Annotated in this window: 13 protein-coding genes; 1 reads left to right on the top strand and 12 read right to left on the bottom strand. The window is 61.6% G+C overall.

All coding sequences use genetic code 11. The annotated features are described in order from the left end of the window. Positions 1–76 precede the first annotated feature (76 nt). From lipA to DYL59_RS23615, 12 genes are all read right to left on the bottom strand, one after another. Complete coding sequence (gene lipA / locus DYL59_RS23670) at positions 77–1,078, bottom strand: lipoyl synthase (RefSeq protein ID WP_165448252.1); 1,002 nt, start codon at positions 1,076–1,078, stop codon at positions 77–79. 26 nt (positions 1,079–1,104) lie between these two features. Beyond that, positions 1,105–1,752 (bottom strand): lipoyl(octanoyl) transferase LipB, encoded by a 648-nt coding sequence (gene lipB / locus DYL59_RS23665; RefSeq protein ID WP_135291349.1) that lies wholly within the window; start codon positions 1,750–1,752, stop codon positions 1,105–1,107. Then, the gene (locus tag DYL59_RS23660) at positions 1,752–2,027 is read right to left on the bottom strand and encodes a DUF493 domain-containing protein (RefSeq protein WP_135291348.1); all 276 of its coding nucleotides are present in this window, start codon (positions 2,025–2,027) and stop codon (positions 1,752–1,754) included. Before DYL59_RS23660 ends, lipB begins: the two co-directional genes overlap by 1 nt. A gap of 83 nt (positions 2,028–2,110) precedes the next feature. Then, a complete protein-coding gene (locus DYL59_RS23655; RefSeq protein WP_135291347.1) occupies positions 2,111–3,268 on the bottom strand; it encodes a D-alanyl-D-alanine carboxypeptidase family protein in 1,158 nt (385 codons plus the stop codon). 176 nt (positions 3,269–3,444) lie between these two features. Beyond that, positions 3,445–4,440 (bottom strand): septal ring lytic transglycosylase RlpA family protein, encoded by a 996-nt coding sequence (locus DYL59_RS23650; protein ID WP_135291346.1) that lies wholly within the window; start codon positions 4,438–4,440, stop codon positions 3,445–3,447. Next, positions 4,440–5,450: a lytic murein transglycosylase B gene (mltB, locus tag DYL59_RS23645; RefSeq protein WP_135291345.1), complete on the bottom strand. Its 1,011-nt coding sequence runs from the start codon at positions 5,448–5,450 to the stop codon at positions 4,440–4,442. The genes DYL59_RS23650 and mltB overlap by 1 nt, the downstream gene beginning before the upstream one ends. A gap of 17 nt (positions 5,451–5,467) precedes the next feature. Beyond that, the gene (gene rodA, locus DYL59_RS23640; protein WP_050572452.1) at positions 5,468–6,571 is read right to left on the bottom strand and encodes a rod shape-determining protein RodA; all 1,104 of its coding nucleotides are present in this window, start codon (positions 6,569–6,571) and stop codon (positions 5,468–5,470) included. A 31-nt stretch (positions 6,572–6,602) separates the two neighbouring features. Next, positions 6,603–8,501 carry a penicillin-binding protein 2 gene (mrdA, locus tag DYL59_RS23635; protein WP_135291344.1) on the bottom strand — a complete coding sequence of 633 codons (1,899 nt, stop codon included), beginning with the start codon at positions 8,499–8,501 and terminating at the stop codon, positions 6,603–6,605. A 15-nt stretch (positions 8,502–8,516) separates the two neighbouring features. Then, complete coding sequence (rlmH, locus tag DYL59_RS23630; protein ID WP_003176297.1) at positions 8,517–8,984, bottom strand: 23S rRNA (pseudouridine(1915)-N(3))-methyltransferase RlmH; 468 nt, start codon at positions 8,982–8,984, stop codon at positions 8,517–8,519. Between the two features lie 9 nt (positions 8,985–8,993). Further along, positions 8,994–9,488 carry a ribosome silencing factor gene (rsfS, locus tag DYL59_RS23625; protein ID WP_010206793.1) on the bottom strand — a complete coding sequence of 165 codons (495 nt, stop codon included), beginning with the start codon at positions 9,486–9,488 and terminating at the stop codon, positions 8,994–8,996. A 69-nt stretch (positions 9,489–9,557) separates the two neighbouring features. Next, a complete protein-coding gene (nadD, locus tag DYL59_RS23620) occupies positions 9,558–10,202 on the bottom strand; it encodes a nicotinate-nucleotide adenylyltransferase (RefSeq protein WP_135291343.1) in 645 nt (214 codons plus the stop codon). Next, entirely contained in the window at positions 10,202–11,467 is a 1,266-nt protein-coding gene (locus DYL59_RS23615; protein ID WP_135291342.1) for a glutamate-5-semialdehyde dehydrogenase, read from the bottom strand. The genes nadD and DYL59_RS23615 overlap by 1 nt, the downstream gene beginning before the upstream one ends. A gap of 175 nt (positions 11,468–11,642) precedes the next feature. On the opposite strand from DYL59_RS23615, the gene DYL59_RS23610 reads away from it, so the two are divergent. After that, on the top strand, positions 11,643–12,326 hold the full coding sequence (locus tag DYL59_RS23610; protein ID WP_135291341.1) for a DNA-3-methyladenine glycosylase: 684 nt from the start codon (positions 11,643–11,645) through the stop codon (positions 12,324–12,326). Positions 12,327–12,429: the final 103 nt, after the last annotated feature.

Below are 12,429 nucleotides of genomic sequence, written 5' to 3'. Positions count from 1 at the left end.
AAATAGGTGACTGAAACACCGCCTTCGCGAGCAAGCCCGCTCCCACATTGGATAAGCGGCATTGTCCAGATCCGTATTACGAAACCAGGCTCGCCTTGACCAGCTTGGCCTGCTCGTCAGCGTGGTACGAAGAACGCACCAGCGGGCCCGACGCCACGTTCTTGAAGCCCATCTTGTAACCTTCCTCGGCGAACCAGGCGAAGGTGTCCGGGTGCACGAAACGCTGCACCGGCAAGTGACTGCGGGACGGTTGCAGGTACTGGCCCAAGGTCAGCATGTCGATGTCGTGTTCGCGCATGCGCTTCATGACTTCGATCACTTCTTCGTCGGTCTCGCCCAGGCCCAGCATCAAGCCGGACTTGGTTGGAATGTGCGGCATCATCTGCTTGAATTTCTGCAGCAGGGTCAGCGACCACTGGTAGTCCGAACCCGGACGCGCGGCCTTGTACAGGCGCGGCACGGTTTCCAGGTTGTGGTTGAACACATCCGGCGGCTCGGCGGCAGTGATTTCAAGCGCCACGTCCATGCGGCCACGGTAGTCCGGGACCAGGGTTTCGAGCATCACGTTCGGCGACAGCTTGCGGATTTCGCGGATGCAGTCGGCAAAGTGCTGGGCACCGCCGTCACGCAGGTCGTCGCGATCTACCGAGGTGATTACAACGTACTTGAGGCGCAGGTCGGCGATGGCGATGGCCAGGCTTTCCGGCTCGTTGACGTCCAGCGGCTTCGGCCGACCGTGGCCAACGTCGCAGAATGGGCAACGACGGGTGCAGATGTCACCCATGATCATGAAGGTGGCGGTGCCGCCGGAGAAGCACTCGCCCAGGTTGGGGCAGGACGCCTCTTCGCACACGCTGTGCAGCTTGTGCTTGCGCAGCAGGGCCTTGATACGGTCGACTTCCGGCGAAACCGGGATGCGCACGCGGATCCAGTCGGGTTTCTTCGGCAGTTCGGTGGTCGGAATGATCTTCACCGGGATGCGTGCAACCTTCTCGGCGCCGCGCAGCTTGACGCCGGCTTCTACCTTGGCACGCGGGGCCGGGGCCGGACGGTCGGTAACGTCCAGCGTCGGGATCATGGTTTGCACTGCATCAGTAGTCATAATCAGTCGATTCCGCCCGTAAGGGTCGTCTGCTCAGCATAGTCGAGGTGTTTGACGAGCTGCGCACGCAGCCGGGCACTTACCTCGGCAAATTTAATCGGTGTTGCATGTTCGCTCAACTGGGTCATCGCCAACCCGGCGTAGCCGCAGGGGTTGATGCGCCGGAAAGGCGCCAGGTCCATGTCCACGTTCAAGGCCAGGCCATGAAACGAACAACCGTGGCGAATCCGCAAGCCCAGCGAGGCGATTTTCGCGCCATCCACATACACACCGGGGGCATCGGGCTTGGCCGCGGCGCTCACGCCGTAACTGCCCAGCAGCTCGATCAGGCAAGCTTCCATACGGCTCACCAGGTCGCGCACGCCAAAGCCCAGTTTGCGCACATCCAGCAATAGGTATGCGACAAGTTGTCCGGGGCCATGGTAAGTCACTTGGCCACCTCGGTCGACCTGCACCACCGGAATATCACCCGGAACCAACAGATGCTCGGCCTTGCCGGCCTGGCCCTGGGTAAACACCGGCGGGTGTTCCACCAGCCAGATTTCATCAGGAGCCGAGTTGCCGCGCTCGTTGGTGAACCGCTGCATGGCGTGCCAGACGGGCTCGTAGTCCATCTGGCCGAGCTCGCGAAAGCCCAATACCTGTGACATCACAACACCATGTGCACGAAGCCAGTGGCCCGCAGTTCGCTGTTGATGTCGTAGAGCTGGTCTTGGCCGGTCGCAACGATGTGCAACTGGATCGTGGTGTACTTACCGTTGGTGCTGGAGCGCTCGTCCACACGGTTGTCGTTGATCGTCGCGTGTTTACGCACGATCGCGATGATCTTGTCCTTGTTGCCCACGCCGGTATCGCTGATCACTTTGACGGGATAGTCCGTCACTGGGAATTCGATCTTTGGCGCCTTTACTTCGGTATCGGTCATGGCGTAGCGGCCTCGTAAGCGTAAGCCTTGGCGACAACAAAGCCCCGCGTCGGATCAACGCGGGGCTTTGCAGATGCTGGGTGTCAGTTGAACAAGCCGTAGAAGAATAGACGGATGCTATCCCACACGCGGCGGAAGATACCACCTTCGTCAACAGCGTCCAGGGCGATCAGGTCGGCGCTGTGCACCACTTTGTCGTCCAGTTTCACTTCGACTTTACCGATCACGTCACCCTTGGCGATTGGGGCTACCAATTGCGGGTTCATGGTCATGCTGGCAGCGAGCTTTTTCAGCTGGCCTTTAGGCATGGTCAGGGTCAGGTCTTCGGCCAGGCCGGCCTTGACCTGGGAGGTCGCGCCCTTCCAGACCGGTGCGGTCGCCAGTTCGGCGCCCTTCTGGTAGAAGGTCTGGGTTTCGAAGAAGCGGAAACCGTAGGTCAGCAGCTTTTGCGTCTCGGCCGCACGGGCCTGCTCGCTGTTGGTGCCAAATACCACGGCAATCAGGCGCTGGCCGTCACGTACAGCGGACGACACCATGCAGTAGCCGGCCTCTTCGGTGTGGCCGGTTTTCAGACCGTCAACGGTCTTGTCGCGCCACAGCAGCAGGTTGCGGTTAGGTTGCTTGATGTTGTTCCAGAAGAACTCCTTCTGGGAGTAGATCGCGTAGTGCACCGGGTCGACGCGGATGATCGCGCGGGCCAGGATCGCCATGTCGTGAGCCGACGAATAGTGCTCAGGGTTTGGCAGGCCGGTGGGGTTCATGAAGTGGCTGTTGGTCATGCCCAGGTCAGCCACTGTCTTGTTCATCATGTCGGCGAACGCATCTTCGCTGCCGGCGATGTGCTCGGACAGGGCCACGCTGGCGTCGTTACCGGACTGGATGATGATGCCGTGCAGCAGGTCACTCACGGTCACTTGCGAGCCGACCTTGATGAACATGCGCGAGCCGCCGGTACGCCAGGCGTTTTCGCTGACGGTAACCGGGTCGTTCTCGCCGATCTGGCCGCGACGGATTTCCAGGGTCGCGATGTAGGCGGTCATCAGTTTGGTCAGGCTGGCCGGTGGCAGGCGCTGGTCACCGTTGCTCTCTACCAGCACGTTGCCGCTGGCGGCGTCCATGAGGACCCAGGCCTTGGCAGCCAGTTGCGGGGAAGCCGGCACCATTTCAACCGCCCAGGCGGCCGGGGTGATGATCAGCGAAAGAAGCAGGCACGTGCGTTTGGCTAAGGTGGTGATGTTCATCCGTCTCTCGAAATTGCTTATGGAAACTTGCCCTCGCGGGCAAAACTATTCAGACAGCCCGCTTCCAGACTGCCCCGTGTTCGGTTGCCCGCTCACCCCTTGCCCCTGGGTTTTATTGTTCAACGAGCCAACAACCAAGGTTCAAGCCCATGCAGGCCCGAACCTTCAATCTTTTGTTATTCGGCGGTGACGACACTGGGTTGCCCCAGGTTTGCCAGGCGCACGCTGTTCTGCACTTGTGCGACTTCGCTTGGCGAGCCAATCGGCCCCATGCGCACGCGGTGCAGGGTCTGCTGGTTACGCACGATGGAACTGATGAAAACCGGCGCGTTGACCATGCCGCTGAGCTTGGACCTTAACAGTTCTGCCGCATCCGGGTTGGCGAAAGCGCCGACCTGCAGGTATTGACCACCGGCCATGGAGGCGCCAGGCGCTGCGTGGGGCACCACCACCGTATCCGGTGCGTGCTGCGCAGGAGGCGGCGTCCACTGCTCGATCTTGCCGGTCGACGCCGTGACTTGCGGTTGCTGGGTTTGTGGCTCGTTGAGCATCAAGGGTGCGGGCTTGCCGCGCTGAGCCCAGTACTGCGCCGGGTCGATGCCTTCGACCTTGACCCGCGCCGTGCCGATTTCGGCATAACCGAGTTTTTTCGCCGCAGCGTAGGACAAGTCGATGATGCGGTCAGAATAGAACGGCCCACGGTCGTTGACCCGCAGGATCACCGTGCGGTTGTTGTCCAGGTTCGTCACGCGCACATAACTGGGCAGCGGCAGGGTCTTGTGGGCCGCGCTCATGCCGTACAGGTCATACACTTCGCCGTTGGCGGTGTTCTGGCCGTGGAACTTGGTGCCGTACCAGGACGCCGTGCCCGATTGCACGTAGGTCTTGGATTCTTGCAGCGGGAAGTAATTCTTGCCCAGCACCGTATACGGGTTGGCCTTGTACGGGCCGGTGTGCAGGGTTGGGGTGGCATCCGGGATCTTGGAAACGTCCACATCCCACCACGGCGCGCCGTCTTTGTGCGCGCGGTTGATATCCAGACCCGGCTGGGAACGCACGGCAGTACCGCCCTTCTGCGTCGGAGCGCGGCTGGTGGAGCAACTGACGATCAGCAGGGACAACGCGGCGAACGCCACCAGCTTGAGCGGTTGTTTGATCGGCGATACCCGCATTACTTGTTGCCCCGTGCTTGGACCAGCATATCTGACAGCTGATGCACGGCCATGGCGTACATCACACTGCGGTTATAACGCGTGATTGCGTAGAAATTCTTCAGGCCCATCCAGTATTCGGGGCCGTTTTCGCCTTCGAGACGGAACGCTGTCACCGGCATGTCATCCGGCAGCGCATTCTGACTCGACCAGCCCAGCGCCCGCAACTCCCCGACCGTCTTGGCTGGCTCTATGCCCTGGGTCAGGCCTTCATCGGCACGTTCGCCGGTGACATCGGCGCGGATCACCACCGGTTCACCCTCTACCCAGCCGTGACGCTTGAAGTAGCTGGCCACGCTGCCGATGGCATCGTCCGGGTTGCTCCAGATATTGATGTGGCCGTCGCCGTCAAAGTCCACCGCATAGGCGCGAAAGCTGCTCGGCATGAACTGCGGCAAGCCCATCGCGCCCGCGTAGGAACCCTTGAGGGTCAGCGGGTCAACCTGCTCTTCACGGGCCAGCAGCAGGAATTCGCGCAGCTCCTTGCGGAAGAAATCGGCCCGTGGCGGGTAGTCGAAGCCCAGGGTCGACAGTGCGTCGATCACCCGGTAGCTGCCGGTATTACGGCCGTAGAAGGTTTCAATGCCGATGATGGCCACGATCACCTGGGCCGGCACGCCGTATTCCTGCTCGGCACGGGCCAGCACGGCCTCATGTTGGCGCCAGAAATCCACACCACGGGCCACGCGGGCGTCGGTGAGGAACATCGGGCGATATTCCTTCCACTGTTTAACGCGCTCGGCCGGGCGGGAGATGGCATCGAGGATCGCCTGCTTCTTCTGCGCCTCGCGGAACACGCCCATCAGTTGCTCACCGGCAAAACCGTAGTCGCGGGTCATTTCACCGACAAATTCGGCGACCTGGGGTGAACCATCGTAGTCACCGGCCTGCGCCTCTTGCGTTGCACCCAGCAGGCCAATCAGGCCCATCCAGGACGCATGCCGAGTCGCCCAGCCGCGCATTACTTGCATTGACATCTTCACCTTATTCAAACCTGTGCGATCCATTTGCGATGCGTATGAATCGACATCAAAACCCCAAACGCTGACAGCAATGTCACCAGCGAAGTTCCGCCGTAGCTAATGAATGGCAACGGCACCCCCACCACCGGCAGCAGGCCACTGACCATACCGATGTTGACGAAAACGTAAACAAAAAAGGTCATGGTCAAGGCGCCGGCCAGCAGTTTGCCGAACAGCGTCTGCGCCTGGGCAGTGATCACCAGGCCGCGACCAATCAACAGCAGGTAGATCAGCAGTAGCGCGCAAATGCCCACCAGGCCGAACTCTTCGCCCATCACCGCAATGATGAAGTCAGTGTGGCTCTCGGGCAGGAAGTCCAGGTGCGACTGGGTGCCCAGCAACCAGCCTTTGCCGAATACGCCGCCGGAGCCGATGGCCGCCTTGGACTGGATGATGTTCCAGCCGGTGCCCAGGGGGTCGCTCTCCGGATCGAGGAACGTGAGGATCCGCTGCTTCTGGTAGTCGTGCATAAAGAAGAACCACATCGCGATGGCCACGGGCACGGCAGCGGCCAGCACGCTGAGGATCCAGCGCCAGCGCAAGCCGCCCATGAACAGCACGAACGCACCGCCGGCCAGGATCAGCAACGAGGTGCCAAGGTCCGGCTGGCGCACGATGAGGATAAACGGTATGCCGATCAGGATCAGGCTGATGCCCACATGCTTGAGCTGCGGCGGCAAGGTGCGCTTGGACAAATACCAGGCGATGGTCGCTGGCATCAGAATCTTCATGAATTCCGACGGCTGGAAGCGAATCACCCCTGGAATGTTGATCCAGCGGGTCGCGCCCATAGCGTTGTGGCCCATCACGTCCACCACCACCAGCAGCAACACACCGGCCACGTAGCCCAACGGTACCCAACGGGCCATGAAACGTGGCTCCAGCTGGGCGATCACCACCATCGAAAGCAGGCCCAGGCCGAATGACGAGGCTTGCTTGATCAGCAGGTCCCAGTTCTTGCCGCTGGCGGAATACAGGACGAACAGGCTGCCGGCCGCCAGGGTCAGCAACAGGATCAGCAGCGGGCCATCGATGTGCATGCGCTGCAGCAACGTCGCACGGCGACGCATCACATCCTCGCTGGAGAGGATGCGGTCAAAATTACTCTTCACTGGCCGTAACCTCGGTGCTTGAAGGGGGGCCGCCATATTCGGGCTTGAGCCTGCCGTCGTCGGCCAACAGCCAGGCGTCCATCACTTGGCGCACCACGGGGGCGGCAACGCCGGAGCCGGATTCACCGTTCTCGACCATTACCGCCACCACGATTTTCGGGTCATCCGCCGGGGCGAAGCCAACAAACAGGGCGTGGTCACGGTGGCGCTCCTGAACCTTGGTGCGGTCGTATTTCTCGCCCTGCTTGATCGCCACTACCTGGGCGGTGCCGCTCTTGCCGGCAATACGGTATTGGGCGCCGACCGCCGCCTTGCGCGCGGTGCCACGGGCGCCGTGCATCACCTGCTGCATGCCGTGGTTGACCTTGGTCCAGTCCGACGCATCACGCAGCACAATGTCCGGGATCGGGTTGTCGTCCACCGGTTTTTCGCCCTCGATGGTCCTGGCCAGGTGCGGACGGTTCCAGATGCCTTTGTTAGCCACCAGCGCCGTGGCCTGGGCCAGTTGCAACGGTGTGGCTTGCATATAGCCCTGGCCGATACCGAGGATCAACGTCTCGCCCGGGAACCACGCCTGGCGACGGGTCGCGCGCTTCCATTCCCGCGATGGCATCAGGCCAGGGGACTCTTCGAACATATCCAGGGAGACTTTCTGACCCAGGCCGAACTTGCCCATGTAGGCAGACAAACGGTCGATGCCCAGCTTGTGGGCCAGGTCGTAAAAATAGGTGTCGTTGGAGCGCATGATCGCGGTGTCCAAATCGACATAACCGTCACCGGTGCGGTTCCAGTTACGGTATTTGTGATCGTAGTTGGGCAGCATGTAGTAGCCAGGGTCGTACACCCGGCTGGAGGCCGTGACCACGCCCGCGTCCAAGCCGGCAATCGCCACCGCCGGCTTGATGGTCGAGCCCGGCGGGTACAGGCCGCGCAGTACGCGGTTGAACAGTGGCCGGTCGATGGAATCGCGCAACTCGGCATAGGCCTTGAAGCTGATGCCCGTCACGAACAGGTTGGGATCGAAGCTCGGCTGACTGACCATCGCCAGTACTTCGCCGGTCTTCGGGTCCAGGGCCACCACTGCGCCACGCCGCCCGCCCAGGGCCATCTCTGCCGCTTCCTGCAGCTTGATGTCCAGGCTCAGCACGATGTCTTTGCCCGGCACCGGGTCGGTGCGCTTGAGCACCCGCAGCACGCGGCCACGGGCGTTGGTCTCGACTTCTTCATAACCCACCTGACCGTGCAGCTCGGGTTCGTAGAAACGCTCGATGCCGGTCTTGCCGATATGGTGGGTGCCGCTGTAGTTCACGGGATCGAGGCTTTTGAGCTCTTTCTCGTTGATCCGCCCCATGTAGCCGACAGAGTGAGCAAAGTGCGGCCCTTGCGGGTAGTGCCGCACCAATTGCGCCACCACTTCCACACCCGGCAGACGGAACTGGTTCACCGCGATCCGGGCGATCTGCTCTTCGGTCAGCTCAAACAGGATCGGCACCGGCTCGAATGGCCGGCGCCCCTGCTTCATACGCTTTTCGAAGATCACCCGGTCTTCCGGCGTCAGCTGCAGCACCTCGACGATCACGTCGAGGATCTGCTGCCAGTCGCCGGAACGTTCGCGGGTCATGCTCAGGCTGAAGCTGGGTCGGTTGTCCGCAACCACTACGCCATTGCGGTCGAAGATCAGCCCACGGGTCGGCGGAATCGGCTGCACATGCACCCGGTTGTTTTCCGACAGCGTGGAGTGGTAGTCGTACTGGATCACCTGTAGGAAATACAGGCGCGCAATCAACACACCGATCAATCCCACTACCAAAAACGCGCCAAAGACTACACGCGCGCGTACCAGACGTGCGTCTTTCTCGTGGTCCTTGATACGGATCGGCTGGGTCATCGGGAGGGGCGCAGACTATTTGTGGTAAGGGTGCCCGGACAGAACTGTCCAGGCGCGATACAGCTGTTCACCGATCAGGATCCTTACCAACGGGTGCGGCAGCGTGAGCGCCGACAGCGACCAGCGCTGGTCCGCCCGCGCGCACACTTCCGGCGCCAGCCCTTCGGGGCCGCCGACCATGAAGTTGACGGTGCGCGAGTCCAGGCGCCAGCGGTCCAGTTCCACCGCCAATTGCTCGGTGCTCCAGGGCTTGCCGTGCACTTCAAGGGTGACGATGCGCTCGTTGGGGCCGACCTTGGCCAACATGGCTTCGCCTTCCTGACGGATAAAGCGGGCCACATCGGCATTCTTGCCTCGGGTGTTGAGCGGTATCTCTACCAGTTCCAGCGACAGCTCAGCGGGCAGACGCTTGGCATACTCGTGCCAGCCTTCTTCCACCCACTTGGGCATGCGTGAACCGACAGCAATCAGGCGCAGGCGCACAGCCGTTCCTTATTCCTGGTCTTTGTTCAGCTTGTCGAAGTGCGCGTGGCCCACTTCCGGGCTGTGGTGCTTGCCATCGGCGGCACGGCTCTGCTCGGCGCCTTTCCACAGACGCTCCAGGTCGTAGAACTGACGGGCGTTGGAGGTCATCATGTGAACGATCACGTCGTCCATGTCCAGCAGCACCCAGTCGCTGTCGCCCTTGCCTTCTTCACCCAGTGGCTTGACGCCTTGGGCTTTGACGGCTTCGCGGACCTTGTCCAGCATCGCGCCGATCTGGCGGTTGGAGGTACCGGTGGCGATGATCATGTAATCGGTGATGCTTTGCTTGTCGCGCACGTCCAGCACCTGGATGTCCTGGGCTTTTACGTCTTCCAGGGCCGCCACGGCGACTTTCACCAGCTCTTCGCCAGCCAGCTCAGGGCCGGTGTGGGCTTCGACTGGCAGCGGGGCGCTTTTGAAGGTGCCTTTGCGCTTAACTTTGCTTACGTCTTTGTTCGTCATATAAAACTCGTTTTGCTCGTATGTTCGGGCGCTCGCTGCACGACTGTGCGTACGTTCAAGCGCGCCTTTTCAGTTCGACGCACGGTAAAGCCCGTGCGCATCGATGTAGGCCAGGACCGCGTCAGGCACCAGGAAACGTACCGACTTACCGCTGGCCAGCAGTTGACGGATCTGGGTGGCGGACACCGCAAGCGGGGTCTGCCAGACGAATGCAATATTCCCGCTTGGTCCGGTCAGGGCCAAGGGGTCACTTACCGACCGCGCGGCCAGCAGGTTGCGCAAGGCATCCGGCGGTTCGCTGTCGGCATCCGGGCGTTGCAAAACCAGGATGTGGCAATGCTGGAGGAGTTCCTCCCAGCGATGCCAAGAGGGCAGGCCGCAAAATGCGTCCCAGCCCAAAAGCAGAAACAACTGGTCATCGGCGGCCAACTCGGCGCGCATCAGCTCCAGGGTGTCAACAGTGTAGGACGGTTTATCGCGCTTGAGCTCGCGGTCGTCCACCACCAGCGGCGCTATGCCTTCGACGGCAAGGCGCACCATTTCCAGGCGCTGCTGCGGTGACACCTGCGGTGTATCGCGGTGCGGCGGCCGGAAATTGGGGGTCAGGCGCAACTCATCCAGCGCGAGGGCATCCGCGACTTCCAGGGCACTGCGCAAATGGCCGATGTGCACGGGGTCGAAGGTGCCGCCGAGCAGCCCGATGCGTTTAGCCATCAAGTGCGCACATGACCATCGCCGAACACCACGTACTTCTCGCTGGTCAGGCCTTCCAGGCCAACCGGGCCGCGTGCGTGGAGCTTGTCGGTGGAGATACCGATCTCTGCGCCCAGGCCGTATTCGAAGCCGTCGGCAAAGCGCGTCGAGGCGTTGATCATCACCGAAGCGGAGTCCACTTCGTTGAGGAAGCGCCGCGCATCGCTGAAATGCTCGGAAACAATGGCGTCGGTGTGCTTGGAACCGTAGGTGTTGATGTGCTCGATGGCCTCATCCAGGTCATCGACGAGCTTGATCGACAGGATCGGCGCCGTGTATTCGGTGTACCAATCCAGCTCGGTAGCTTCGATCACGTCCGCGCCCAGCAGTGCACGGGTGCGCACGCAACCGCGCAACTCCACGCCCTTGTCGCGATAGATGGCAGCCAGCGGCGGCAGCACGCGCTCGGCGATGCCAGCGTGCACCAGCAGGGTTTCCATGGTGTTGCATGGGGCGTAGCGATGGGTCTTGGCGTTGTCGGCAATGCGGATGGCCTTGTCGATATCGGCCGCGATGTCGATGTAGACATGGCATACGCCGTCCAGGTGCTTGATGACCGGCACCTTGGCATCACGGCTGACGCGTTCGATCAGGCTCTTGCCACCGCGAGGCACGATCACATCGACGAATTCCGGCATGGTGATCAACGCGCCAACCGCGGCGCGGTCGGTGGTTTCCACCACTTGCACCACTTCGGCAGGCAGCTCGGCCACGGCCAGGCCCTGCTGGATGCAGGTGGCAATGGCGCGGTTGGAATTGATCGCCTCGGAACCGCCACGCAGGATGGTGGCATTGCCCGACTTGAGGCACAGGCTCGCGGCGTCGATGGTCACGTTCGGGCGCGACTCATAGATGATGCCGATCACGCCCAGGGGCACGCGCATCTTGCCCACCTGGATGCCGGACGGCAGGTAGCGCATATCGCGGATTTCACCGATGGGGTCAGGCAGCTTGGCCACCTGACGCAGGCCTTCGATCATGTCGTCGATACGGGCCGGGGTCAGCGCCAGGCGGTCCAGCAGGGCTGGCTCCAGGCCATTGGCGCGGCCGTTGGCCAGGTCCAGCTCGTTGGCAGCGGTGAGCTCGGAGCGCGAGGCATCCAGAGCATCGGCGGCCGCCAGCAGGGCGCGATTCTTCTGCGCAGTGCTCGCACGGGCGATCAACCGCGAGGCCTGACGGGCAGCGCGACCCAGGCGGGTCATGTAGTCAAGAACGGACTCAGTCATGGTCAGGGAGTCTTGGCAGGGAGGAAAGCGGCAGATTATAGCTGTGACGCCGCCTGACTGACAGCGGTGAGGGGCGGATGGTCGAAATGAACTGTAAAAACCTGCCGTTCAGCGGTAATTAAGCGGGGAGTTGTTACTATTCCGTCACATTTAGCCGTATTACCCCCTGACCGCCATGCCCAGCCCAGCGCCCAAACACCCCGCCAGCGCCCTGCCCGACGGCTTCTTCGACCGGGATGCGCAAATCCTTGCGCAAGATTTGCTCGGAAAAGTCATACGTCATCGCGTCGGTGAAATCTGGCTTTCGGCGCGAATTATTGAAACCGAAGCCTATTACGTGGCCGAAAAAGGCAGCCACGCCTCACTCGGCTACACAGAAAAGCGTAAGGCTTTGTTTCTAGACGGGGGTCACATCTACATGTACTACGCCCGTGGCGGTGATTCGCTGAACTTCAGCGCACAAGGGCCAGGCAATGCCGTGTTGATCAAATCGGCTTACCCGTGGGTGGACGAATTGTCCGGCCCGGCGAGCCTGGCGCAAATGCTAGTGAACAACCCGGATGCCAACGGCCACCCTCGCGCGTCGCAAAAGCTCTGTGCGGGCCAGACATTGTTGTGCAAGGCCCTGGGCTTGAAGGTGCCGATGTGGGATGCCAAGCGTTTCGACCAGGAGCAACTGTTCGTGCAAGACGTAGGGCAGACCCCAAGCCAGATCATCCAGACCACCCGCCTGGGCATCCCCAGCGGGCGCGATGAGCACTTGATGTACCGCTTCGTCGACGCTGGCTACGCGCCGTATTGCACGCGGAACCCGCTGCGCCGGGGCCAGGTCGAAGGCCGGGATTATTTTTTGATTTGAGCCAATGGAACATTGAAGTCTGCATTGACGCAGAACCAATGTGGGAGCGGGCTTGCTCGCGAATGCGGTGGATCAGCAATACATGCATTGACTGACACACCGC

This window comes from Pseudomonas kairouanensis (assembly GCF_004682055.1).
Lineage (GTDB): Bacteria > Pseudomonadota > Gammaproteobacteria > Pseudomonadales > Pseudomonadaceae > Aquipseudomonas > Aquipseudomonas kairouanensis.
This window is presented reverse-complemented; position numbering and strand designations above follow the sequence as displayed.

Coding starts and splice junctions, on each gene's coding strand:
- mrdA (WP_135291344.1), bottom strand. CDS start 8,501: ATGACCCAGCCGATCCGTATCAAGGACCACGAGAAAGACGCACGTCTG.
- rsfS (WP_010206793.1), bottom strand. CDS start 9,488: ATGACGAACAAAGACGTAAGCAAAGTTAAGCGCAAAGGCACCTTCAAA.
- nadD (WP_135291343.1), bottom strand. CDS start 10,202: ATGGCTAAACGCATCGGGCTGCTCGGCGGCACCTTCGACCCCGTGCAC.
- lipA (WP_165448252.1), bottom strand. CDS start 1,078: ATGATCCCGACGCTGGACGTTACCGACCGTCCGGCCCCGGCCCCGCGT.
- DYL59_RS23655 (WP_135291347.1), bottom strand. CDS start 3,268: ATGAACATCACCACCTTAGCCAAACGCACGTGCCTGCTTCTTTCGCTG.
- lipB (WP_135291349.1), bottom strand. CDS start 1,752: ATGTCACAGGTATTGGGCTTTCGCGAGCTCGGCCAGATGGACTACGAG.
- DYL59_RS23650 (WP_135291346.1), bottom strand. CDS start 4,440: ATGCGGGTATCGCCGATCAAACAACCGCTCAAGCTGGTGGCGTTCGCC.
- DYL59_RS23610 (WP_135291341.1), top strand. CDS start 11,643: ATGCCCAGCCCAGCGCCCAAACACCCCGCCAGCGCCCTGCCCGACGGC.
- rodA (WP_050572452.1), bottom strand. CDS start 6,571: ATGCGTCGCCGTGCGACGTTGCTGCAGCGCATGCACATCGATGGCCCG.
- DYL59_RS23660 (WP_135291348.1), bottom strand. CDS start 2,027: ATGACCGATACCGAAGTAAAGGCGCCAAAGATCGAATTCCCAGTGACG.
- DYL59_RS23615 (WP_135291342.1), bottom strand. CDS start 11,467: ATGACTGAGTCCGTTCTTGACTACATGACCCGCCTGGGTCGCGCTGCC.
- mltB (WP_135291345.1), bottom strand. CDS start 5,450: ATGCAAGTAATGCGCGGCTGGGCGACTCGGCATGCGTCCTGGATGGGC.